At 73.0% G+C, this 22,773-nt stretch carries 20 protein-coding genes; 3 read left to right on the top strand and 17 right to left on the bottom strand.

Annotated features, from left to right (window positions below; genetic code table 11):
• Nucleotides 1-6: 6 nt before the first annotated feature.
• The 10 genes from FXF68_RS04955 to FXF68_RS05000 form a co-directional block, all read right to left on the bottom strand.
• Entirely contained in the window at nt 7-786 is a 780-nt protein-coding gene (locus FXF68_RS04955; RefSeq protein WP_148757665.1) for an SDR family NAD(P)-dependent oxidoreductase, read from the bottom strand.
• Complete coding sequence (locus tag FXF68_RS04960; RefSeq protein WP_148757666.1) at nt 783-1,712, bottom strand: NAD(P)-dependent oxidoreductase; 930 nt, start codon at nt 1,710-1,712, stop codon at nt 783-785. The genes FXF68_RS04955 and FXF68_RS04960 overlap by 4 nt, the downstream gene beginning before the upstream one ends.
• 28 nt (nt 1,713-1,740) lie before the next feature.
• On the bottom strand, nt 1,741-3,174 hold the full coding sequence (locus FXF68_RS04965; protein ID WP_148757667.1) for an amidase: 1,434 nt from the start codon (nt 3,172-3,174) through the stop codon (nt 1,741-1,743).
• Nucleotides 3,171-3,938, bottom strand: coding sequence for a VOC family protein (locus FXF68_RS04970; RefSeq protein ID WP_148757668.1), 768 nt, complete (start codon nt 3,936-3,938; stop codon nt 3,171-3,173). Before FXF68_RS04970 ends, FXF68_RS04965 begins: the two co-directional genes overlap by 4 nt.
• A complete protein-coding gene (locus FXF68_RS04975; protein WP_187437728.1) occupies nt 3,935-4,759 on the bottom strand; it encodes an alpha/beta fold hydrolase in 825 nt (274 codons plus the stop codon). Before FXF68_RS04975 ends, FXF68_RS04970 begins: the two co-directional genes overlap by 4 nt.
• Entirely contained in the window at nt 4,756-6,384 is a 1,629-nt protein-coding gene (locus FXF68_RS04980; protein WP_148757670.1) for an ABC transporter ATP-binding protein, read from the bottom strand. The genes FXF68_RS04975 and FXF68_RS04980 overlap by 4 nt, the downstream gene beginning before the upstream one ends.
• On the bottom strand, nt 6,381-7,304 hold the full coding sequence (locus FXF68_RS04985) for an ABC transporter permease (protein ID WP_187437729.1): 924 nt from the start codon (nt 7,302-7,304) through the stop codon (nt 6,381-6,383). Before FXF68_RS04985 ends, FXF68_RS04980 begins: the two co-directional genes overlap by 4 nt.
• On the bottom strand, nt 7,301-8,257 hold the full coding sequence (locus FXF68_RS04990; protein WP_148757671.1) for an ABC transporter permease: 957 nt from the start codon (nt 8,255-8,257) through the stop codon (nt 7,301-7,303). Before FXF68_RS04990 ends, FXF68_RS04985 begins: the two co-directional genes overlap by 4 nt.
• Nucleotides 8,258-8,261: 4 nt before the next feature.
• The gene (locus FXF68_RS04995) at nt 8,262-9,920 is read right to left on the bottom strand and encodes an ABC transporter substrate-binding protein (RefSeq protein WP_148757672.1); all 1,659 of its coding nucleotides are present in this window, start codon (nt 9,918-9,920) and stop codon (nt 8,262-8,264) included.
• A 329-nt stretch (nt 9,921-10,249) separates the two neighbouring features.
• A complete protein-coding gene (locus FXF68_RS05000; RefSeq protein ID WP_187437730.1) occupies nt 10,250-10,915 on the bottom strand; it encodes a GntR family transcriptional regulator in 666 nt (221 codons plus the stop codon).
• Nucleotides 10,916-11,181: 266 nt separating this feature from the next.
• Between FXF68_RS05000 and FXF68_RS05005 the strand changes: the two genes are divergently transcribed.
• The 3 genes from FXF68_RS05005 (at nt 11,182) to FXF68_RS05015 (ending at nt 15,492) form a co-directional block, all read left to right on the top strand.
• On the top strand, nt 11,182-11,745 hold the full coding sequence (locus tag FXF68_RS05005; protein ID WP_148757674.1) for a pyridoxamine 5'-phosphate oxidase family protein: 564 nt from the start codon (nt 11,182-11,184) through the stop codon (nt 11,743-11,745).
• 26 nt (nt 11,746-11,771) lie between these two features.
• Nucleotides 11,772-14,261, top strand: a complete 2,490-nt coding sequence (locus tag FXF68_RS05010) for an excinuclease ABC subunit UvrA (protein ID WP_148757675.1) — start codon at nt 11,772-11,774, stop codon at nt 14,259-14,261.
• 619 nt (nt 14,262-14,880) lie between these two features.
• On the top strand, nt 14,881-15,492 hold the full coding sequence (locus tag FXF68_RS05015; protein WP_148757676.1) for a hypothetical protein: 612 nt from the start codon (nt 14,881-14,883) through the stop codon (nt 15,490-15,492).
• Between the two features lie 213 nt (nt 15,493-15,705).
• On the opposite strand, the gene FXF68_RS05020 is transcribed toward FXF68_RS05015, so the two are convergent.
• The 7 genes from FXF68_RS05020 to FXF68_RS05050 are packed head-to-tail and all read right to left on the bottom strand — an operon-like array spanning nt 15,706 to nt 22,523.
• Entirely contained in the window at nt 15,706-16,611 is a 906-nt protein-coding gene (locus FXF68_RS05020) for an ABC transporter substrate-binding protein (protein WP_148757677.1), read from the bottom strand.
• Nucleotides 16,608-17,792, bottom strand: a complete 1,185-nt coding sequence (locus FXF68_RS05025) for an LLM class flavin-dependent oxidoreductase (protein ID WP_148757678.1) — start codon at nt 17,790-17,792, stop codon at nt 16,608-16,610. Before FXF68_RS05025 ends, FXF68_RS05020 begins: the two co-directional genes overlap by 4 nt.
• The gene (locus FXF68_RS05030; RefSeq protein WP_148757679.1) at nt 17,782-18,729 is read right to left on the bottom strand and encodes an LLM class flavin-dependent oxidoreductase; all 948 of its coding nucleotides are present in this window, start codon (nt 18,727-18,729) and stop codon (nt 17,782-17,784) included. The genes FXF68_RS05025 and FXF68_RS05030 overlap by 11 nt, the downstream gene beginning before the upstream one ends.
• The gene (locus FXF68_RS05035) at nt 18,726-19,754 is read right to left on the bottom strand and encodes an ABC transporter substrate-binding protein (protein WP_148757680.1); all 1,029 of its coding nucleotides are present in this window, start codon (nt 19,752-19,754) and stop codon (nt 18,726-18,728) included. The genes FXF68_RS05030 and FXF68_RS05035 overlap by 4 nt, the downstream gene beginning before the upstream one ends.
• Entirely contained in the window at nt 19,751-20,599 is an 849-nt protein-coding gene (locus tag FXF68_RS05040) for an ABC transporter ATP-binding protein (protein ID WP_148757681.1), read from the bottom strand. The genes FXF68_RS05035 and FXF68_RS05040 overlap by 4 nt, the downstream gene beginning before the upstream one ends.
• Entirely contained in the window at nt 20,596-21,477 is an 882-nt protein-coding gene (locus FXF68_RS05045; protein WP_148757682.1) for an ABC transporter permease, read from the bottom strand. The genes FXF68_RS05040 and FXF68_RS05045 overlap by 4 nt, the downstream gene beginning before the upstream one ends.
• The gene (locus tag FXF68_RS05050; RefSeq protein ID WP_148757683.1) at nt 21,474-22,523 is read right to left on the bottom strand and encodes an ABC transporter substrate-binding protein; all 1,050 of its coding nucleotides are present in this window, start codon (nt 22,521-22,523) and stop codon (nt 21,474-21,476) included. The genes FXF68_RS05045 and FXF68_RS05050 overlap by 4 nt, the downstream gene beginning before the upstream one ends.
• Between the last annotated feature and the right edge of the window lie 250 nt (nt 22,524-22,773).

Consider the following 22,773-nt stretch of genomic DNA (forward strand, 5'->3'; position numbering starts at 1 on the left):
GTGCGGTCATGTCAAGGCCGTCCAGCCGTTGTCGGCGACCAGCGCGGCGCCGTTGACGACGGCGGTGTCGTCGCCGACCAGGGCCAGGGCCGCCGCCGCGATCTCCTCGGGCGTGCAGAGGCGGCCCTGGCGGGCGGCGATGTCGGCCTCGACGTCGCCCGCGCCGCGGGCGGTGAGCTCGTCGATCTCCCGCCGCCCGTGCGGCGTGCCGATGAAGCCGGGGCAAAGGGCGTTCGCGCGGATCCCGTACTCGCGGTACTCGACGGCGATGGCGCGCGTGAGCTGCAGAACGGCGCCCTTGGTGACGCAGTAGGCGCTCTCGAAGGGCGACGCGGTGAGCCCGGAGATCGACGACGTGTTCAGGACGACGCCGTGCCGCGCCCGCATCATGTGCGGCAGCACCTCGCGGCACATCAGGAACATGCTCGTGACGTTGACCGCCAGGAGCCGGTTCCAGTCGTCCTCGGACGTGTCGACCAGGCGCTCGACCAGCACCGTCCCGGCGTGGTTGAACAGGATGTCGACGCCGCCGCCGAGCCGTTGGACGGCGGTCTCGGCGCACCGCCGCACGTCGTCCGCACGGGAGACGTCGGTCTCGACGAAGTGGGCCCGCCCGCCCGCCGCCGCGATCTCGGCCTCCAGTGCCCGGCCGCCGGGGACGTCGACGTCCGCGAAGACGACATGCGCGCCCTCCGCCGCGAACCGGCGGACGCTCGCCGCGCCCGCCCCTCCGGCGCCGCCCGTGACGAGCGCGCGACGCCCGTCCAGCCGTCCCGCGCCCGTCACGACGACGACGCGGGGAGCGGACGACCGGCCTGCTCGGCGAAGAACGGGAGCGCGTCGGTGACGTCGCGGTCGGCGCGCCCCTGCGCCACCATCAGCTCGTAGAGCTGGATCGCCTGCTGGTTCAGGAACAGCGGGACGCGGTGCTCGTGCCCGAGCTCGGCCGCGAGGCGGTGGTCCTTGAGCTGGAGCGCCACGCTGAAGCCCGGGTCGAGGTCGCCGCGCAGCAGGCGCGGCACCAGGTAGTCCGTCATGAAGTAGGACTTGGCGTCGGTCTGCTGGAACACCTCCACCAGCCGTTCGGGCGAGAGCCCGACGGCCGCGCCGAGCGCGAACGCCTCCGCCGTGGCGAGCGCGTAGACGCCCGACAGCAGGTTGCTGATGAGCTTGATCGCGCTGCCGCTGCCGGACGGGCCGATGTGGAACCGCACCGTGCCCAGCGCGGCCATGACCGGCTCGGCCCTGGCGTAGGCGTCGGCGTCGCCGCCGACCATGAAGGTGATCGTCCGCGCGGCGGCGCCCTCGACGCCGCCGTTCATCGGGGCGCCGCCGCTGACCGGCGCGTCGAGGTAGCCGACGCCGCGCTCGGCCGCCGCCGCGTGCATCCGGCGGCTGGTGTCCGGCGACACGGTGCTCAGGTCGAGGACGACCGTCCCCGGCTCGGCGCCCGCGAGGATGCCGTCCGTTCCGAGGAACGCGCTCTCGACGGCGGGCGGGTTGGGCAGCGACACGACGACGACCTCGCTCGCGGCGGCCAGGTCGCGGGCGCTGGCGGCGCCGGTCGCGCCGTCCCGCTCGGCCGCCTCGACGCGCGTCCGGTCGAGGTCGAAGACCTGGACGTCGTCGGCGGCGTCGACGAGGTGCCGGGCGTAGATCCGGCCGATCGAGCCCAGGCCGACCTGCCCGACGCGCTGCTTCAGTTTCCGCACGGAGAATCCCTTTCAGATGGAGGTGCTCTCAGAAGAGAGCGGTGAATCCCAAGACTTCTTCGAAACGGCGGGCCGCCCGGAGGACGTCGGCGTCCGCGCCCGGACGTCCGGCGATCAGCAGGCCGATCGGCACGCCGTCAAGATCTAGGCCGCAGGGGACGCTGACGCTCGGCGGACCGCCGTCCACCCAGCCGATGTGGGGGCACGCCCCGGACGTCCACCCGTAGCCGAGCGACTCGATCAGCGCGCACTCGTCGTGCCAGGGCAGCTCGGCGTCGAAGGACGGGTAGTAGTTGCACGCGAGGACCAGCAGGTCGTAGCGCTCGAACGCGGACGCGAGGCGGCGGCCGTGGACCGCCGTCAGGCGGCGGACCTCCTCCCCCGCCCGGTCCGCGGACCCGGCGGCGCGCACCCTCGCGACCGTTTCGCCGACGACCGGGTGCAGGCGTCCGGCGAGTTCCGGGGGCCCGGCGTCCAGCGACCGCGCGACGCCCGCGAACGCCGCGGTGACGGCGGCCTCCCACATCGGGCCCTCGAAGAGCGGCTCGGGGACCTCCTCCAGGCGGACCGTCCCGGCCAGCCGGTCGAGGGCCGCCTCCACCGCCGTCCGCACGACGGGATGGACGCCGCCGACGCCCGGGTCGGCGGTCGGCGCCGGGAGGTACCCGACGCGCAGGCCGTGGACGGGCCGCGCTCCCGCCGCCGGTTCGGCGAACCCGGGGAACTCGCCGAACTCGCCGAGCACGAAGATCTGGTCGTCGACGTCCCGGCTGAGGAACCCGCGCACGCCGCGCGACGCGGGGACGCCGCCCGGCGGATGCCCGAACGGCCCGGAGTGCGCGGTGGCCTTCAGCGCGACGCATCCGCAGCTCGCCGCAGGCGACCGAAGCGAACCGCCGCCGTCGGTGCCCAGGTGGACGGGCCCGATGTGCGCCGCCGTCGCCGCCGCCCCGCCGGACGTCGAACCGCCCGCGCTCTTCGCCGGGTTCCACGGGTTGCGCACCGGCCCGTACAGGGCGCCGAAGCTCCCGGAGAACAGGCCGGTCTCCACCATCGTCGACTTGGCGAACAGCACGGCGCCCCGGTCGAGGAACGCGGCGACCAGCGGGTCGGTCTCCGTGGGGCGGCGGGTGAACAGGTTCGTCCGGGAGCCGAGGTAGGTGGGCGCGCCGGGCACGTCCATGTTGTCCTTGGCGGTGATCGGCAGGCCGTCGAGGCGGCCGAGCGGTTCGCCGCGCAGCCAGCGGCGCTCCGCGGCGACGGCGGCGGCGCGCGCGGACCCGTCGAAGCGCCAGTACAGCGCCGAGAGGACGGGATCGACCCGCTCGGCCCGGGAGAGCACCGCGTCCAGCACCTCGACGGGCGACAGCTCCCGCGCCGCGTACGCGGCGTGCAGTTCACGGGCGGACATCCGGCAGATCGCGTCGGGCGGGACCGCGAGCCGGTCGGGGGACCGGTTCATCGGGCCGTCCGGTCCAGGCCGAGCGAGAACGGCCGATCGGCGGCCGGGTCGACGGTAAGGGTTCCGTGCCCGGCCAGGCGAACCGCCGTGACGCCCGCTCCGTGCGCGGACAGCGCGCCGGCGTCGTCCGGCGACGGCCGGGTGAACCGCAGGTCGAATCCGCCGAGGTCGACCGCGCCTGCCGCGTCCGAGTCGAATCCGAGCGCGCGGTAGTGGCGGACGTGCGGCTCCACTTCGGGGACGAGCACGTCGAGCCCGGTGAGGTCCGTCGCGCCGTTCGGGTGAACGCCTGGCGCCGCCGCCGGGTGGGTCGTGTCCCCCCAGTCGATGAACGAGGGGAAGCCGCGCCGCCACGGCCCGGCGCCCGGCTGGAGGATCGAGCACGACACCGTCCGGCCGGACGGCTCGTCGCGGACCAGCAGGTCGGGCCCGCCCGTGGCGATGCCCGCCGACGCCAGCCGCGCCCGGACGTCCGCGAGGTCCCCGGCCCGCAGCACGAAGATCATCGGGAGTTCGTCGTGGGCGTCCACGAGCGCCGCGAACCGGTCGCCGTCGTTGAGGCGCCGACGCGCCGCGTCCGCGTCGCGCACGCCGATCAGCTCGACGTAGCGCCCGGCGCGGAACGGGATGATCGCGTTCTCCGTGCCGAGGGCGCGGTGCCGTCCGCCGGGCCGGACCTCGAAGCCGAGGCCCCGGTACCGCTCCGCCGCGCGGTCCAGGTCGGCGACGGCGATCATCAGGTGGTCGAACTCGGGCCCGGTCATCGGTCCTCCCCGGCCAGGAGGCCGGCGAAGACGCCGGGTTCGCTCAGGTGCGGCGTGTGGCCCTGGCCGGGCAGCACCCGGCAGGCCCAGCCGCCGGACGCCCGCAACGCGTCCGCCGCGTCGCGCAGGAACGGCGGGCTCTGCGCCCCGGCCGTCAACCGGACCAGCGGCGCGAGCCGGACGAGCTCCTCGCCGGAGAACAGGCGCAGCGCGATGAGCGGCAGGTCGTCGCGGACGAACGCCTCCGCGTTCCGCGCCTCCATCGCCCAGCGGGCCGGGTCCATGCGCTCGACGAAGCCCTCGCCGTTCACCGCCTCCATCAGCGCGGCGTAGGCGCCGGCGTGGTCTCCGGGAGCGGCGGCGAGGGCGCGCCGGACGGCGCCGTCGAGGCGTTCGAACTCGTCCATCCCGGAGCCGACGTGGCGAAATGCCGGAGGCTCGTGCACGTGGGCGCGGACGACCGACTCCGGCGCGCGCAGCGCCAGTTCCAGCGCGACCATCGCGCCCGAGCTCACCCCGAGGACGATCACCTCCGCCAGATCCAGCGCCGCGAGCAGCGCGACGGCGTCGCGGGCGTGGCCCGGCGCGCCGTCGCCCGGCCAGCCCGTCCGGCCGCTGCGGCCGGTGCCGCGCCGGTCGTAGCCGATCGCCTCGTACCCGGCCGACGCGAGCGCGTCGGCCTGCCGGGCCCAGCCGGTCACGTCCTCCGCCCCGGCGTGCAGCAGCAGGACGGGCGGCCCCGACCCGCGACGCTCGACGTGGAGCGGGCATCCGTCCGGCAGCGTCACCCGCGCGGTGCGGACGTTCGAAACGGTGCTCAAGGCGCGGTCTCCAATCCGTCGTCCGCCCCGGTCGGGGTGGACGTGACCAGGGCGTCCGACAGGGAGGGCGCGGCCTCGACCAGGCGGCGCGTGTAGGCGTCCCGTGGCGCGTGCAGCACCTCGGCGGCCGGTCCGTACTCGCGGCACCGGCCCCGCTCGACCACCATGATCGTGTCGGCGACGACGCTGACCGCGCCGAGGTCGTGCGAGATGAACAGCAGCGCGAGGCCGAGGTCCCGGCGCAGCTCGTTGATCAGTTCGAGCACCGCGGCCTGGACCGAGACGTCCAGCGCGGACGTGATCTCGTCGCACACGAGCAGGTCGGGCGAGGACGCGAGGCCGCGGGCGATCGCGACGCGCTGGCACTCGCCGCCCGACAGCTCGCCCGGATAAGCGCCGGCGGCGTCCGCGCGGATCCGCACCCGGTCGAGCAGCCGCGCCACCTCGGCGCGGGCCTCGCTCCGGGACATCCCGCGCAGGACGCGCAGCGGCCGTCCGACCGAGTCCCCGACGGTGCGGCGCGGGTTCAGCGACGCGAACGGGTCCTGGAACACGAGCTGGATCCGGCGGAGCTGGTCGCGGCCGCGCGCGGCGGCGGTGGGCGGGAGGGGCGAGCCGTCCAGGAGGATCGTCCCGGCGTCCGCGCGGTGCAGGCCGACCACGGCGCGGGCGATCGTCGTCTTGCCCGAGCCGGACTGCCCGACGACCGCCAGGCACTCGCCCGCGCGGACCTCGAACGAGACCCGGTCCGCCGCGACCACCTCGCCTCCCTTCGCGCGATGGACGGCGGTGAGGTCTCTGACGGCCAGCAGCGGCGCCGAGCCGCCGGAGGGCGCCGCGACGGGGGCGCGGCGCGCCCGGTGGTCGACGACCGCCGCGACGAGCCCGCGGGTGTACTCGTGCGACGGCCGGGCGAGCATGCTCCGGCTCGGCCCCTCCTCGACCACGCGCCCCCGGTACATCACGACGACGCGGTCGGTGTGCGCGGCGACGAGCGCGAGGTCGTGCGACACCAGGAGCACCCCGACCCCGAGCTCCCGGCGGATCCGGTCGACCTGGGCGAGGACGGCCGCCTGGGTGATCACGTCCAGCCCGGTGGTCGGCTCGTCCAGGACGAGGACCCGTGGACGGTTCGCGAGAGCCACCGCCAGGCACAGCCGCTGCTGCTGCCCGCCGGACAGCTGGTGCGGGAACTTGCGCCGGAACTCCTCGTCGCTCGGCAGCTCGACGAGTTCGAGCGTCCCGGCGACGCGCGCCGCGCGCTCGTCCGCGGGCAGGTGGGCGAGGGTCTCGGCGATCTGGTCGCCCACCCGCATCAGCGGGCTCAGCGCGGACGCCGGGCTCTGCGGGACGTAGCCGACGAGCCGCCCGCGGGCCGCGCGGATCTCCCGCTCCGGCCGTCCGGCGAGCTCGGTGTCCGCGACCCGCACCCGGCCCGAGACGACCCGGAGCCCGTGCCGCGCCCAGCCGAGGAGCGTCAGCGCGGTGGTCGTCTTCCCCGAGCCGGACTCGCCGACCACGCCGACGGCTTCGCCCGCGGCGACGGTGAAGGAGACGTCGTCGAGGACCGTCCGGCCCGCGTGGTCCTCGACGGTGAGGGCTTCGACTTCGGCGAGGGCGTTCACGCGTTGTCCCGTCCCGCTCGGCCACCGGCGATGCGCCGGTGGAGGCCGTCGGAGAAGATGTTCACCGACACGGCGAGCACGATGATCGCCAGCGCCGGGAAGGCCACCGGCCACGCGTTCAGCGTCACGCCCGGCATATTCTCCTTGATCATGAGCGCCCAGTCCGCGGCCGGCGGCTGGGCGCCGACGCCGAGGAAGCCCGCCGACGCGATCACGAAGATCGAATAGATCAGCAGCAGGCCGGTGATCGCGAGCACCGGTCCGGCGATGTTCGGCAGGATCTCCCGGACGAGGATCGCCCGGCGGGGCTCCCCGCGCAGGACGGCCGCCTCGACGAACGGGCTGCGCACGACGCCGAGCGTCGCCGTCCGGACGATCCGCGCGACGTACGGCGACGCCGAGATCATGATCGTCGGGATGAGGATCGTCGTCCCGCGCGCCGAACCCGACGTGAGCACCAGCAGCACGACCAGCGGCGGCAGGATGAGGAACAGGTCGACGACCCGGTTCAGGACGGCGGCCGCGACGCCCCGGACATAGCCGAGCAGCAGTCCGAGCGCCGTCCCGAGGACGCCCGCCGCGAGCGTGCAGGCCCCCGCGAGCAGCACCAGCGAGCGTCCGCCCGCGAGGAGGCGGCTCAGCAGGTCGCGGCCGAGGTAGTCGGTGCCGAGCACGCCGACCTGGCCAGGCTTGGCGTACGGCACGCCGATCACCTCCCGCACCGAGTGCGGCGCCAGCAACGGCGCCGCCTGCGTGAACACCACGAGGGCGAGAACGACGCAGCCGCTGACCCGCGGCACGGCGGACGCGAACCGCCGCCGCGCCGGGGCCCCGCCGAGATCGGCCGCGAGGTCCGCGCCGGGCCCCGGGACGGGCGGCGTCGGGCGGTCGCCCGAGCCGGGTTCGATGATCGTTTTCACAGGGCCGTCCGCAATTTCGGAGTGAGCAGGGCGACCGCCAGGTCGGCGGCGGTGTAGGCGGCGACCAGCGCCGCCGCGAGGAGCATCACGATGCCCTCGACCAGGGCGAAGTCCCGCGTCGTGACGGCCGCGGCGAGGGCCGAGCCGAGCCCCGGGTAGGAGAACACGGTCTCGACGATCACCGACCCGCCGATCACGACGCCGACGCTGCCCGCCAGGACCTGGAGCGAGGGGCCCACCGCGTTCGGGATCACGTGCCGCAGCACGACCCGCCGCTCCGGCAGCCCCTTCAGCCGCGCCGTCTCCACGTACCGGGACCGCATGACGTCCGCGACGCCCACCCGCACCTGCCGCGACGCGCCGCTCGCCGCGACCAGCGCCAGCGTCGTCACCGGCAGGACGAGGACGGTCGGGTGCGCCAGCGGCGAGTCCTCCACCGGGAAGATCGACGTCGCCGGGAGCACGTCCAGCACGAACGCGAACACGACGATCAGCGCGGCGGCCAGCACGAACTCGGGGACGGCGACGAGGCACAGCGTCACCAGCGACACGACGCGGTCGCCCGCGCGGCCCTCCCGCGTCCCGGCGAACGCCCCGATCCCGAGCGCCAGCGGCACCATCAGCAGGACGACCAGCACCCCGAGGACCACCGTGTTCCCGATCCGGCCCTCGATCACGGCCGACACCGACTGCCCGTTGATGGCCGAACGTCCGAGGTCCCCGTGCGGGAGCCCGGCCAGCCAGTCGAGGTACCGTTCGGGCGCGGAACGGTCCAAACCGAGCCGGTGCCGGGTCTGGGCCAGCAGTTCCGGGGACGGGTTCTGACCGGCGAGCGCGTACACCGCGGCGTCCCCGGGCAGCACCTCAATCGCGGCGAACACCAGGACCGACAGCGGCGGCAGTATCGCCAGGCCGCCGAGGATCCGGCGGAGCAGGAAGCGCGCGACGCCCATCCCGCTAGGCCTTCCATGCCCGGCGCACGCTCGGCGCGTCCTCGACGCCGTCGAGCCGGACGCCGCGCACGGACGACGCCGTCCCGTTGACGATCGTCTGGTAGCCCCAGACGATCCAGCCGCTGTCGTCCCAGAACTCCTTCTGGAGCCCGAGCATCAGGTCCTTGCGCTCGGCCGGGTCGGTGGTGGCGCGGGCGCGGAGCAGGCGACGGTCCCAGTCGGGCTTCAGCCAGCCCGAGACGTTGAACGTCGACTTCGACACGAGCGACCGCGGCGCCACCGACGTCGCGAACGGCTGGTTCCCGGGGACCGCCACCGCGAGGACCTGGATGTTGCTGAACGTCGGGAAGTTCTTGAACAGCTCGGGCGGCGTGATCTCGCGGACCCGCGTCTTCATCCCCACCTTGCCCAACTGCTCGGCGTAGATCTGCGCGGCCGCGGCCGTCCCGACGCCGGGGAACACCGAGATCTCGACGGTCTCGCCGGTGACGCCCGCCTGCCGCAGCAGCGCCTCGGCCTGCGCCGGATCGTGGGCGCGCTGCGGCAGCTCGTCGCCGTGGTAGTCCGGGAAGCCGACTCCCTGGAGGTCGTTGGCCGGTGAGCCGAAGCCGAGGAGCGCGCCCTGGACGAGCGCCCGCCGGTCGCAGGCCAGCTTGAACGCGAGCCGGACGCGCGGGTCGTCGAACGGCTTCTGCCGCGCGTTCATGATGAAGCAGCCCTCGTTCGCGTAGACGCGGTCGGTCTTGGCGAACGAGAAGGCGGAGTTCGAGGCGTTCACCTTCGTCCCGGCGTAGTCGAGCTTCGCCGCGAGGTCGGCCTGCCCGCCGATGAGCGCGTTGAGCCGCGCCGTCGGGTCGGGGATGTTGAAGACCTCGATCTCGCCGAGGTACGGGCCGCCGCCGAGGAGTGCGCCGCCCCAGTAGTCCTTGTTCAGGGTGAGCTTGGCCGACTGGCCCACCTTCAGGTCGGTGAGCGTGTACGGCCCGGAGCCGACGACCCTGTCGACCGTGAAGCTCTCCGGCGCCGTGAGGCGGGAGTCCTTCTTGATGACGTAGACCTTGCCCGCGTAGAGCTGCGTGTCCATGTCGGCGAGCGGGTCGGTGAGGCGCAGCTCCACGACGTCCGTGCCCACCGTCCGGGACGCCTTGAAGTCGATGGACGCCGCCGCGGCGCTCAGCAGCCCGCCGCCGATCTTCGGGTCGCTGGCCGAGTGCAGGGAGAACAGCACGTCCTCCGCGGTGACCGGGGCGCCGTCGGAGAACCGCGCCTCCTTGCGGATCTTCAGCCGCCACCTGCTGACGTCCGCGGCGGGCTCGATCGCCTCGACGATGTACGGGACGGGCCTGCCGCCCTCCATGTAGCCGAGCCAGTCGAACAGGTGCCGGTTCCGGGTGATCTCCTGCGGCGAGTTGGTGTTGAAGACGTTCTTCGTCTCGGACTGGACGCCCGCTCCCGCGATCCGCAGCAGACCGCCGCGAGTCGGGGTCCGCGCCGCCGTCGCCGCGCCGCTCTCGCACGCGGACAGAAGGGGGCCGAGCGCGAGCACGGCCCCGCCCAGCGCACCGAGGCCGAGGACGTCGCGGCGCCCGTAGACCGGACCCGTGCCACTGCCAGTGCCTGTGCCGCGGGGATCTGTTGCGCTTCGACTGCCGCCGTTGGACATGACTGGCTCCTAGGCTCACTCCGCCGGTTTGACGTTCCGCGTACGGTATTCCATATCTGATGCGCCGGTCAATACTCTCTGTACGGACGTTCGTGGAGGCAGCGCCAGGACCCGGCGACCCGCCCGCGCGGGCGCCTCTGTTCTCGGACCTGGGCGTCTAGCCGGAAGCCGAGGCGCTTCCAGCGCCTGCCCACCGCAGACGCGAGCGCGATCCCGGTCAAGCGACCGTCACCGAGCGCGATGACGTCGAAGAAAGAGCCGGGCCAGATCGGATGAATCGGCTACCCGATATGGCCCGGCGGCGAAGAGGAGGAAGGTCGCCGCCGAGGTCAGGCGGACGGCTGGCCGCGGTCGTTGAAGAGCTCCTCGACCGCGGCGAGGTGGTCGTGCATGTGACGGGCGGCGGACGCCTCGTCCCGCCGGGCCAGCGCCTCGGCGATCGCGACGTGCTGGTACGCCGCGGCGAGCACCCCGGCCTGCGGCGGGACGTCGACGTGCCGCAACGCGCGCATGAGCGTCGCCGCGTCGTGGATGAGCCCGGCGATCCGCAGGTTGCCGGACGCCTCGGCGATCGCCGCGTGGAACTCCCTGTCGAGGCCGAAATAGCCGTCGATGTCGCCGTCCTGCGCGGCGGTCAGGGAGCGTTCGGCGAGGTCCCTGATCCGCGCGAGCGCGCCGTCGGTGCCGCGCTCGGCGGCCCCCTTCACCGCGAACGCCTCCAGCGCCTGCCGCGTCTCGTAGGCGTCCCGCAGGACCTGCTCGGAGCGGGTGATCACACGGTTTCCGCGCAGCCCGTCGGGTTCGATCAGACCCACCTGCCGCAGCCGCAGCAACGCCTCCCGCACGGGGGTCTTGCTCACTTGGAGCTGCTGGGCGACACCCGCCTCGGTCAACCGCGACCCAGGAGGCAGCGTGCGGTTCGCGATCGCGTCGTGCAACTGGGTGTACACGACGTCCGCGAGCGTCTCTGTCCTGGAAACTGGATCAAGTGCCATCCGGAATACCATACACCGAGTATCCGCATCACGGTCCCCAGCGGCACAGGCGTGGGGTTCGGTCAGGTCCAGGGTTGCTCGGCTTCCCCGGCGGCGGTGTGCGCGCCCGGCGGAAAGGTTGGCGCCGGCGGAGCGGTCCCGGTGGTGTTCGCACAACCGATGAAAACCCTGACACAGGGTGTCGAGTTTTTAGGTGAGCATAGTTCGCTGGTCGGCGCCGATAGAGGACGCGGACCGAGCCCTACGACGGATAGACAAGGACCGCAATGCGCGAAACGCGAGAAGATCTCAAGGAGCTGCAGGCCCTGCTGGACGCTTCTCTCTCCCGCTCCACCTCGCATCTCCGCTCGCTCATCAATGCCGAGAGCACACTGACCGCAGAGGAGCTCACCGAGGTCCTCACCGGGATGTGCACCCTGGCGCTGTCCACCGTGACGGCGAAGGGCGAGCCGCGGATCAGCGGGGTGGACGGGCACTTCCTGCACGGTAAGTGGCACTTCGGCACGGCCCGCGATGCCGCCAAGGCCCGCCATCTGGCCGCCCGTCCCGCCGCCAGCGCCGCGCACATGCGCGGTGAGGACCTGGGCGTGTTCACGCACGGCACGGTGGAGATCCTCAACCCCCCGGGCGGCGAGCCGGCCGCGGACTGGCCGGACGTGCTCGCCTACCTCAAGGACTTCTACGGCGACGACTTCTTCGACTGGGACAACGACGTGGTCTACTACCGGCTGCATCCGCACTGGATGAGCGTCTTCGCCCCCGACACCGCCAAGCTCACCGCGGCGTCCGCTCATGCCCGGCCGCGTGGCGAGAGGGTGGACGAAGGTTGACGGCATTCGTACGAGACGTCGCGAGCATGGGGCGCGAGACCATCGACGTGGTGGGGGCTCGTACCAACAATCTGCGGGACGTGTCGGTGAGTATCCCCAAGGAGCAGCTCGTCGCCTTCACCGGAGTGAGCGGCAGCGGCAAGACCTCGCTGGCCATCGACACCCTGCACAACGAGGCCCAACTGCGGTATCTGGAGGGGCTTTCGCCGTTCGTACGGCAGTACATCACCCAGCGCAATCGCCCGAAGGTCGACCGCATCCTGGGACTCGGCGCGACGCTCGCGGTCGACCAGCGCCGCCTGAACCGCAACCCCCGCTCCACGGTCGCGACGATCACCGGCATCGATGGGCACCTGGGACTGCTGTACTCGCGCCTTCCGGGAATCGGCGCGGGGTGGGTGCCGGAGAGCGGAGACGGGCATCTCACGACCGCTCACTTCGATCGCAATACGCCGGAAGGGAGCTGTGCGGACTGCCACGGGGTGGGCGGACGCTGGCAGGCGCAAGAGGACCTGGTCATCACCCACCCGGAGCTTCCGCTCTTCGAGGGGGCCTCACCCTGGTACGCGAAGTGGCGGTCGGGAGAGCACGCGTTCGTACCGGCGCTCGCCGAGAAGCGGGGCGTGGACCTTGGCCGGCCGTGGCGGTCGCTGCCCGAGGAGTTCCGTCACTGCGTGCTGTACGGCACGGGTGAGGAGAAGATCGAGGCGACCGTCGACATGACGAACAAGAATGAGACGGCCCTGATGACCTACACCTCGAGCCAGCCGCTGCGGGGCGCGCTCGCCGAGGTGGAGCGGGTGTTCGTGAACGCCCAGACCTCCAGCGCCAAGCAGCGTTACCTGCCGTACATGCGCAAGCAGCCCTGCGTCACCTGCGGCGGCAGCGGGTACGACCAGGTGGCCAGGTCCGTGCGGATCGGCGGGCTGACGTACCCCGACCTGATCGAGGTGGAGGTACGGGAAGTGCGCGGCTGGGCGAAACGTGTGGCGAACGACCTAGGCGCCCGGCAGCGGGAGGTGGGTGAGCCACTGCTGCAGGACCTGGGCCGCAGGCTCGGAATCCTTGACCGGCTCGGCCTGGCCCATCTCCAGCTGTCCCGAAGCGCGGCGACGCTGTCCGGGGGTGAGCTGCAGCGGACCCGGCTCGCCGCGCAGCTCAGCACCGAACTGAGCGGCATCATCTTCGTCCTGGACGAGCCCGGGACCGGGCTGCATCCGGCGGACAAGGCGCACCTGCTCGACATCGCCCTGGAATTGCGTGCGGCCGGCAACACGGTGCTCCTTGTCGAGCACGACCCCGAACTGATCGCCCGAGCCGACTGGGTGATCGATATGGGGCCCGGCGCGGGCCGCTTCGGCGGTGAGGCTCTGGTGTCGGGTCCTCCCGCCGACGTGGTCGCCCATCCGACGTCGCTGACCGGGCGCTATCTCGCCGGTGAGGGCCCGCGGCTGCGCCGGACCCGCCGTCCGGCAACGGACGACACCGGCTGGGTGGAGCTGCACGGCCTGCGTGCGCACAACGTGATCGCGGACCTGGTGCGCTTCCCCGCCGGTCGGCTCACCTGCCTGACCGGGGTGAGCGGCAGCGGCAAGAGCAGCCTGCTCGGCGCGCTCGGGACGAGCGCGGAGGCCGCCCTCAACGGAACGGCGACCGACACGGTGCGAAAGGTGACCGGCCTCGCGGAGTTCGGCTGGGTCGCCGTCGTGGATCAGGAACCGCTCGGGCGGACACCGCGGTCCAACCCGGCTACGTACAGCAAGGTGTTCGACATCGTCCGCAGGCTGTTCGCCGAGACCGACATGGCGCGCAAGCAGGGGGTCAATGCCTCCTGGTTCAGCTTCAACACCGCAGGTGGCGGACGCTGCGAGACCTGCTCCGGTTATGGCCGCAAGCTGGTCGACATGCACTTTCTGCCGGACGTGTGGGTGGTCTGCGACGCGTGCGAGGGCAGGCGCTACAAGGCGGAGGCCCTGGAAATCAGGTATCAGGGGCTCGCCATCGATCAAGTGCTGGACCTGACCGTCGCCGAGGCTGTGGAGCAGTTCTCCGAGCCCCGGCAGCTCGCGGAGACCCTGGGAGCCTTGAACCAGGTCGGGCTCGGCTATCTCCAACTCGGCCAGAGTGCCACCGAGCTGTCCGGCGGCGAGGCGCAGCGGCTGAAGCTGGCGTCCGCGATCCAGCGCGGCGCGGCGAGCCGCAAGGCGGGGCTCGTCGTTCTCGACGAGCCCGTCTCGGGCCTGCACCCGTCTGACATCCAGCGTGTGGTGGATGCGCTCGATGTGCTGCTCGACTCGGGAAACACCGTCGTTGTGGCCGAACATGACATCCCCGTCGCCGCGTCCGCGGACTGGGTGATCGACCTTGGGCCGGGGGCCGGTCCGGACGGGGGTGCGGTGGTCGCGGAGGGCACTCCGGACACCGTCGCGACGGCGGACACCCCGACCGCCGCTTTCTTCCGGCGGTACGCGGCGGGCCTGCCACTCCTGGAGGTGCGAGAAGCCGCGCGCTGCTGAGACGTTCCGATGCTGGTCGACCGCCGCGTACGACTGAGCGCAGGGTGAACGCGACGATGATGGCAGGCGGCATCCCCGCCGTGTCGTTGTGTTCGGGACGTCGGTGATTTCGGACTGGGCCCACGACGGCGACATCCCATGCCGGTGCACGTCAGCACGATGACGAAGGGCTAAAGGCGGAGAAGAGTTTCAGTCGACGGCGAAGACCAGAAATCTCGGGGCGCTTGGCGGCGTGGCCACGCGGTGAGACGCTCACCGCCCACCGGATCCACACAGCGGGGTCCGGCAGCGGTGCCCTCCCGGAAAGGAGACCGCTTTGCTGTCTCGACGCTCCCGCACCAGCCTCCCAGTCCCCCGCCGCCCCGGCAGCCCGCGGCCAGGGCGCAGCCGCGCCCTGGCCGCCGCACTCGCCGTGACCGCCGCCGCAGCCACTGCCGGCGCCTCGCCCCCCGCCGCCGCGACCGCCCCGGACTCCGGTGTGGCCGCATCGCACCGCCTGCCCGACTTGGAAATGGTGCAAGGCAGCGGGCAGGTCTTGCCCTACGAGGCCAGGACCGCCGAGTGTCCCCCGGGCAAGCAGCCCCTGGGAGGCGGTTTCGACCTCCCCATTGAGCACACTGTGGCCGCCTCCTTCCCCGTCGCCGGCTCCGGCTGGCAGGTCAAGGCCCGCTCCACCACCAACGACCCCGCCCCCTTCCAGATGACCTGGTACGCCTTCTGCGCCACCCCGCCGCCCGGCTACAGGATCATCAAGAAGACCGAGACCGTTCCCAACGGGCAGACCGTCGGACTGACCTGCTCGACCGACAAGGTCCCGTACGAGTTCATGGTGAACGTCGGAGCCGAAGCCAAGGGCACCACCGCGGCACTGACCACCAGCAGCAGGTGGACCAACCCGTCCAGCACCATCACCTACGCCGCCGGCGGCGGCGCCCGTAGCGACGCCAGCACCGTTGGGATCGACCTCTACGCGATTTGCACCGACGCCTACGACGGCAGCACCGACTGGTACAAGCAGGGGCGGAGTTCCCATGACATCAACGAGGGGCCCCTCTGGGCCTGCCCGGCCGACAGGACCAGCATCGGTGTCACCTTCAGTTCGGACGCCTCCCTGAGATCCAGCAAGCCTCACACCATCAGCCTCAGCGACTGGAGACTCACCGGCATCAACATCAACCGCAACAAGTACGCCTACGACATCGACGGGGGCGTCGTCTGCGCCCGCCGCTGACCCGGCCGCCGACCTCGCGCCGGTCGAGGGCACCGTGGGCGGCGACCCCGGGCGTCTCGTCCCCCGACACACCTCCCCTGGCTTCATGGCGCGGCGCCCCAGCACGTCGTGGGAGCGCTGCCTCGCCGCCCCACGGCGCCGTCCGCCCCTGCACTCGGCATGAGGCGGACGGCGCGTTACCGGGGTCGGCGTTTTCGGGGTGTCGGACGTCTCCTACGCGCGGGTGACCAGGTCGGCCAGGTCCGGGAGGACGGCGTCGGCGACGGTGATCTTCCGGTCGAGCAGGCCGTTGGCGTGCAGCAGGTCGGCGGCCCGCTGCTGCTCGGCGACGAAGTCGTCGCTGACCGGGAGCAGCCCGAACGGGCGGCCGCGCAGCGCGTGTTCCCACGCGTCGAGGTCGGCGCCGTCGTCGGCGGCGAACAGCGCGGCGGCCTCCCGGGGGTTCGCGCGGATCCAGGCGTCCGACTCCTGGAGCGCCCCGACGATGGCCGCCAGGGCGTCGCGGTGCCGGACGGCGAAGTCGCGCCGGGTGAACCACAGCGAGCGGTGGCTGAACAGCCCTTCGGTCTCGATCAGCGTCACCGGCTGCGTCTCGCTCTCCAATTCGGCGAGCGCGGGATAGCTGCCCGTCCAGGCGTCGACCTTGCCGTCCAGGAGCAGTCGCGCGCCTTCGTTCCCGGCGTCGACCGGCTCGATGTCGCGCCAGGTCAGCCCCGCCTGGTCGAGCGCGAACAGCAGGAGCGTCGTCTGCCAGGAGCCGTGGCCGAGGGCGACCCGCTTGCCGGCCAGGTCGGCCGGGGAGGCGATGCCGGAGCCGGGCAGGGCGACCAGCCGCCCGTTGTCCACCCGCGGTCCGGAGATCGCCACGTAGACGATGTCGTGGCCGCGGGCCTGCGCGGTGACCGGCGGGGTGGAGCCGGTGCCGATGAAGTCGTAGCCGCCGTCGAACAGGTGGTCGCCGTGCAGGGACGGCAGGCCCTGCGTGGGGGCGGGACGGTCGCCTGCGGGAAGCGACCGCAGGTCCACCCACTCCACGTCCGGCAGCGAGCGCTCCAGGATGCCCCGATGACGCAGCACCCAGAGCGAGTTGTTGTGGGGGAAGAAGCCGACGCGGGTCATCGAGTCGATCCTTTCGGTTCGAGGGTGGGGATGGACGTGTCAGGCGCGGTGTCCGGCCAGCGGCCGCGCAGCAACGGCAGGACGTTCTCGCCGACGCGGCGCGCCTCCTCCAGGTGCGGCACCCCGGCGAGGATGAACGCGTCCACGCCGAGCGCGATCAGCTCGTCGAGCCGGGCGGCGACCTGCGAGTAGCTGCCGACCAGCCCGAACGCGGGACCGCCGCGCAGCAGGTGGAACCCGCCCCACACGTTGGGGCTCGCCTCCAGCTCGCGGGGCGCGCGGACCGGCCAGTCGACGAACCGCGAGCTGCGCAGCCAGCCGACGGAGTCGCCGGTGGCCTCGGGGCCGCGCAGCTGCTCCGGGTCGACGTGCCGCCAGCCGCGGCGGATCTCCGCCCACGCCTCGTCCTCGGTCTCGCGGGCCAGCACGTCGATGCGCACCGCGAACCTGGGCGACCGGCCGATGGCGGCGCTGTGCTCGCGGACCTGGTCGAACTTGGCGGCCAGCGCCGGGAACGGCTCCAGCCACGACAGGTAGTAGTCGGCGTGCCGCCCGGCGGCCTCGATCGCGGCCTTGGACGAGCCGGAGAAGTAGATCTCGGGGAAGGGCTGCCCGGCGAGGCGCTCGGGCAGCCCCGCGCCCTCGACCTGGTAGAAGCGGCCGTGGTGGGTGACGGGGCCGCCGGACCACACGGCCTTGAGGACGTCGAGGAACTCCGAGGTCCGGGCGTACCGGTCGTCGTGGCCGACCTTGTCGCCCCACCACAGCTGGGCGGGGCCGCCGCCGCCGGAGATGATGTTGTAGACGACGCGTCCGCCGGTGGCGCGCTGCAGGCTCGCCGACATCCGCGCCGCCTGCACCGGATGCAGGAAGCCGGGCTGGAAGGCGATCATGAAGCGGTAGGTGGTGGTCTCGCGGGCGAGGCTCGCGGCCGCCGCCCAGGGGTCGTCGGTGAAGGGGAACGAGGGCAGCAGCCCGCCGACGAATCCCGCCAGCTCGGTGGAGCGCGCGACGTCGGCCATGTGGTCCAGGTGGCTGTACCCGTCCGGACGGCCCTCGCGCAGACCCGGGGTGATGCTGCCCGGGACGACCGGCGACCAGTCGCCGCGGGTCACCAGGCGGCGGCGCAGCGACGGCTGGTCGCCGTGCGTCCCGATGCGCCAGTAGATGTCAATCGACATGGGCGTGCTCCCGAACGAAGAGGGGCAGCAACTGCTCCCCGAGCCGGTAGATCTCCTCGACGTGCGGCGCCGGGTCCAGGACGAACGTGCTCACGCCCCGTTCGGCATAGCCCCGCAGCTCCGCCGCGACCTGCTCGAACGAGCCGGTGACGGCGTGCTCGGGGACGCCGCGGACGGCGCGCGCCTCGTCCTCGTCCTCGCGCGCCGCGACGCTCAGCCGCAGGCCGCAGGCGACGGTCCGGCCGCGCGCGGCGGCCCGTTCGCCCAGGTCGGCGATGAGCGCGTCGAGGTCGCCGGTCACGTCGAAGACGTGGACGTCGGCGTGCTTCGCGGACAGGTCCAGCGCGTCCGCCGAGACGCCGGACAGGTGCACGGCCGGGAAGCGCCGCGCGGCCAGCGGGCCTTGGAAGCCGCCCGCGAGGACCTGGAAGAACCTGCCCTCGTAGATGAAGTCCTCGTGCGCCCACACGCCCTTGGCGATGGTGAGGAACTCGTCGGCGCGGGCGTACCGGTCCGGGCCTTCCAGGAAGTCGCCGTGCGCCCGCGCCGTCGCCGGGGGAAGGTCGACGACCGGCCACCAGCCGAAGCGGTCCCCGGTGAACCGCTGGAGCGACGCCGACAGCTTGGCCGCGTACACCGGGGTCCCGACGCCCGGATGCAGTCCCGCGACTCCGTGTATCCAGCGGTTGTCGCGCAGCAGGCCCGCGACCGCGACCAGCGATTCCTCGGCGTCGGGCGCGAAGGGGGCGACGACGCCGTCGAACCCGGTGACCTCGGCGGCGCGTCCCGCCTCGGCGATCGTGTCGAAGGCGCCGTACCGGCCGCGGCGGAGGTCGGTGACGAACTCCGGCAGCGGCGCCGGAGCCGGGTCCGGCCCGGTCGTCGGCAGCGTGAGCAGGAACCTGGGCGGTTTCCCGGCTGGAGAGGTGGAGGTCATGCCGCCGTCCTCGCGGAGACCTCGCGCAGCGGCTCGGGCGCCGCCCACGACGCGACGTCCACGTCGGCGGCCAGGAAGCCGTGCAGCAGCAGGAAGTCCTTCTGCTTCACGAGCAGGTCGAGGCGTTCGGGCGAGAGGTCGGGACGCAGCGTCCGGTGGAACCCGTCCCGGTAGGCGGTGCGCACGCCGGACGCGCCCGACCGGGTCTCCCCGGCGAGGATCCGCCGCACGCCGTCCAGGTCGGCGGCGGCCCAGTCGGCCGCGCGCAGCGTGGCGGCGAGGAACGCGGTCACCAGCTCGGGCCGCTCCTCCAGCAGCCGCTCGTGCACGGTGATCGGCCGCGGCGTGCCGTTGTTGACGCGGGTCGACGGGTCGGGATGGGCGTCCAGGTCGACGCCGACGACGAGGCCGAGCTCGGCGGCCTGCTCGGCGGCGCGGGCGCCCTTGACGTAGACGGCGTCCACCTGACCGCGGACGAGTTCGTCCAGGCCGGGCCAGGCGATGCGGCCGCCGCGCGCGTCGCGTCCCACCGACGGCGACAGGTCGGCGGCGACCTCGACGAACGTGACGTCGTCCAGGCCGAGACCGCCCTGGGTGAGCGCGCCCTTGATGCCGTGCAGCGCCATCGCGCGCGGAAAGCTCTGCGCCCTGGTCCGGGCCCAGCGGGGCAGCGCCACGCGGGCGCCGCGCAGGTCCCCCGGCCCTTCGATGCCCGAGCCCGGACGGACGAGGACCGACTGCCACTCCTCGATCCACGTCAGCCCGATCAGCCTGGTCGGCGCGCCCTCGCTGCGGGCGGCCAGCGCGGGGACGTTGCCGCCCTCGCGGAACAGCCCGGGCAGGTCGTGGTCGAAATGGTGGCGGGCCAGCTCGGGTTCGGCGTCCTGCAGGACGCCCACCTCCAGCCCGTACGGCGCGAACGCCTCGGCCAGCCCGCCGCGCCGATGGGCGAGACCGCTGGCGGTCGGAACCGGGCAGCGGGTGAACCAGATCTTGTCGACACCACGGGTACTCGGGCTGCTCATGCGATCACTCCTCGGTCAGCGGGCAGGTCGGCTCGGTCGGAGGGCGGGGCCACTCGGTCGGAGGGCGGGGCCGTCTGGTCGGACGGCGGGGCCGTCTGGTCGGACGGCGGGGCCGTCTGGTCGGACGGCGGGGAGACGCCAAGGCGGGCGAGCAGCTCACGGCGGTGTTCCAGCGCCGCCGGGTCGGCCGCGGCCGACGACGCGCCGCGCGGACGGGGCAGCTCGATGGCACGGTCCACCACGAAGGCGCCGCCGTCCAGCACGGCGACCCGGTCGGCCAGGCGCACCGCCTCGTCCACGTCATGGGTGACGAGCACGACCGCGGGACGGTGCCGGGCGCACAACTCGGCCACCAGATCCTGGGCCTGCAACCGGGTCAGGGCGTCCAGGGCGGCGAACGGCTCGTCCAGCAGCAGCACCTGCGGGTCGCGGACCAGCGCGCGGGCCAGCGCCACCCGCTGCGCCTCCCCGCCCGACAGGGTGGCGGGCCAGGCGCGCTCGCGTCCGCCCAGTCCAACCTCGGCGAGCGCGCGACGGCCCTTGTCGCTCGTCGAACGCGGCAGCCCGAGCGTGACGTTGGCCAGCACCCGCCTGGCCACCACCAGCCGGGGCTCCTGGTAGACCGTGGTGACGCGCGGCGCGGTCAGCACCGTCCCCGCGTCGGGCCGCTCCAGCCCGGCCAGCAGGCGCAGCAACGTCGTCTTGCCGGTGCCGCTCGGCCCGAGCAGCGCGAAGAACTCGCCGCGCCTGACCTCCAGGTCGATCCCGTCCAGGACGGTCTTGGCGCCGAACGCCTTGCGCAGCCCCCGGACCCGCACCGCAACCTCGTGCCCGTCGCGGGTCATCGGGCCGTCACCTGCCCGCGCCACGGCGTGGCGAGCCGTTCCACACCTCGGATCGCCAGGTCGATGAGCAGCCCGAGCAGCGCGTAGATCAGGATGCACAGCACCATGTAGTCGTTGCGGTAGTACTGCTGGGCGAGCGTCACCAGGTAGCCGATGCCCTCGGTCGCGCCGAGCTGCTCGGCGGCGATCAGCCCGGTCAGCGACACCGCGAGGCTGATCCGCAGCGCCATCAGGACGCTGGGCAGCGCAGACGGGAGCACCACCGACACCGCCAGCCGCGCGCCGCGCAGACCGAACCCGCGCGCGGCCTCCACCACCTTGCGGTCGACGCCGCGCACCCCCAGGTAGACGTAGGCGTACATGGGCGCGGAGGCGGCCACGGCGATGAGCGCGACCTTGAACGTCTCGCCGACGCCGAACCAGGAGATGAACAGCGGCACCAGCGCCAGGAACGGCACCGCCCGCTTCATCTGCAGGGTCAGGTCGATCAGTTCCTCGCCGAGCGCCGACAGCCCGGCGGCCGCGCCGAGCACCAGCCCCGCCCCGCAGCCGACCAGGACGCCGAGGGCCGCGCGGCGCGCCGAGGCGAGCACGTAGTCGGCGAGTTGCCCGGTGGAGGCCAGCTCCCGCAGCGCGGACAGCACCGCGCCCGGCCCGGTCAGGACGTCCGGCGGGATGCGGCCGCTGGCGGCCCCCCACCACCAGGCGACCAGCAGCGCCAGCGGCACCGACAGCCGCAGGGCCAGCGAGACCGCCGGGCGCCGTCGCCGCTGTCCCAGCCAGGGCGGCGGGCGCAGCTCGCCGACCGCCTCCTCGGCCGCCTCCGCTACCGGACGCCGCGTCACCGCCCCGGCATCGGACGTGATCTCGGCGGTCATCGAACGGCCCCGAACTTGAACAGGACGTCCTCGGGCCGGATCGCGTTGGGCACCACGCCCTGCTCCCGGAACAGACCGGCGACCGCGGTGACGTGCGCGCCGTCTGCGTCGGTGACGGGACGCGGCACGTTCTGGTAGCGGGCCTTGGCGATCTCCTCGTCCAGCCGCGCACCGGACAGGGCGGTCGGGCCCTTGTCGAGGAACACGTTCTGGAACTTGCGCGGGTCGCGCTTCTCCTGCTCGGTCAGCTCGCGGAGCACGTCCAGGAAGACCTGCACGGCGCGCGGGCTGCCCTGGAGCACCTCGGTGCGGGCGGCGAAGATGGTGAGGTCCTGGTCGGGCAGGTCGCGGCCGTGCACTAGGACCCGCGCGCCCTTGGCGACGACCTCGGGATAGGCCTTGACGATCGCCCACCAGGCGTCGACCTTGCCGGTCGCGAACGCCGACGCGCCCTGCGCCGGGTTCAGATAGACGCGCTGGACCTGCGAGGCCGGGATCCCGGCCTGCTTGAGCGCGAGGAGCAGCAGGTACTCACCGCGTCCGGCCTTGTTCACGGCGACGCGCTTGCCGACCAGGTCGCGCACCGTCCGGATCGGGCTGTCCGCTTTGACGACCAGGCCGTCCTCATACGGCGCGGCCTTGTCGGTGACCCGGTCGGCGACGGCGAAGATGCGCAGGTCGCGACCGTTGGCCAGGTAGCCCACGGCCGGTGAGATCGCGCCCTCCAGCACGTTCACCGACCTGGACCGCACCGCGTCGATCGTCGCGGTGAACGAGGCGTACGAGCCGCCCCACTCCACCCGCGCGCCGACGGCCTTGAGCCGCTCCTCCAGGATCTTCTCGCGCTTGGCGTAGGCGAGCACGCCGGCGTTGCCCGGGTCGCTCAGCTTGATCACCGCGCCGCGCCCGGAGCCGCCGCCCCCCGCCGTGGCCGACCCGCCGCAGGCGGCGGTCAGGCTCAGCAGGAGGACGAGGGCGGCGCAGACCAGCGGTGGCCGACGACGCGGGGCTTTTGCGCTTGAGGCGTGCGGAACTGAACTCGACATGGCTGACTTGGCCCTTCACGAACGAGCGAGAAGACGACCGCCGCCGCGTCCGGACAGGACGAAACGGCGGGTTCTCGCGGGAGGAGAACTCGGAGGAGGAGGGGTGGGGGAGGGCAGATCAGCGACAGAGAGTGCTGTCCAGCCGCATGTGGTCCACCACACGCCGAACAGTCAGGGCACCGGACATATCCCCATAATTATGGTAGGAAAACTATGTGTCAAGCCTGCGCAGGTCAGACCCTCCGCCAGC

Origin of the sequence: Actinomadura decatromicini (assembly GCF_008121305.1) — a bacterium.
GTDB classification, from domain to species: domain Bacteria; phylum Actinomycetota; class Actinomycetes; order Streptosporangiales; family Streptosporangiaceae; genus Spirillospora; species Spirillospora syzygii.

Coding starts and splice junctions, on each gene's coding strand:
- FXF68_RS04965 (WP_148757667.1), bottom strand. CDS start 3,174: ATGAACCGGTCCCCCGACCGGCTCGCGGTCCCGCCCGACGCGATCTGC.
- FXF68_RS04970 (WP_148757668.1), bottom strand. CDS start 3,938: ATGACCGGGCCCGAGTTCGACCACCTGATGATCGCCGTCGCCGACCTG.
- FXF68_RS04990 (WP_148757671.1), bottom strand. CDS start 8,257: ATGGGCGTCGCGCGCTTCCTGCTCCGCCGGATCCTCGGCGGCCTGGCG.
- FXF68_RS04995 (WP_148757672.1), bottom strand. CDS start 9,920: ATGTCCAACGGCGGCAGTCGAAGCGCAACAGATCCCCGCGGCACAGGC.
- FXF68_RS05000 (WP_187437730.1), bottom strand. CDS start 10,915: ATGGCACTTGATCCAGTTTCCAGGACAGAGACGCTCGCGGACGTCGTG.
- FXF68_RS05005 (WP_148757674.1), top strand. CDS start 11,182: ATGCGCGAAACGCGAGAAGATCTCAAGGAGCTGCAGGCCCTGCTGGAC.
- FXF68_RS05010 (WP_148757675.1), top strand. CDS start 11,772: ATGGGGCGCGAGACCATCGACGTGGTGGGGGCTCGTACCAACAATCTG.
- FXF68_RS05020 (WP_148757677.1), bottom strand. CDS start 16,611: ATGACCCGCGTCGGCTTCTTCCCCCACAACAACTCGCTCTGGGTGCTG.
- FXF68_RS05025 (WP_148757678.1), bottom strand. CDS start 17,792: ATGTCGATTGACATCTACTGGCGCATCGGGACGCACGGCGACCAGCCG.
- FXF68_RS05030 (WP_148757679.1), bottom strand. CDS start 18,729: ATGACCTCCACCTCTCCAGCCGGGAAACCGCCCAGGTTCCTGCTCACG.
- FXF68_RS05035 (WP_148757680.1), bottom strand. CDS start 19,754: ATGAGCAGCCCGAGTACCCGTGGTGTCGACAAGATCTGGTTCACCCGC.
- FXF68_RS05040 (WP_148757681.1), bottom strand. CDS start 20,599: ATGACCCGCGACGGGCACGAGGTTGCGGTGCGGGTCCGGGGGCTGCGC.
- FXF68_RS05045 (WP_148757682.1), bottom strand. CDS start 21,477: ATGACCGCCGAGATCACGTCCGATGCCGGGGCGGTGACGCGGCGTCCG.
- FXF68_RS05050 (WP_148757683.1), bottom strand. CDS start 22,523: ATGTCGAGTTCAGTTCCGCACGCCTCAAGCGCAAAAGCCCCGCGTCGT.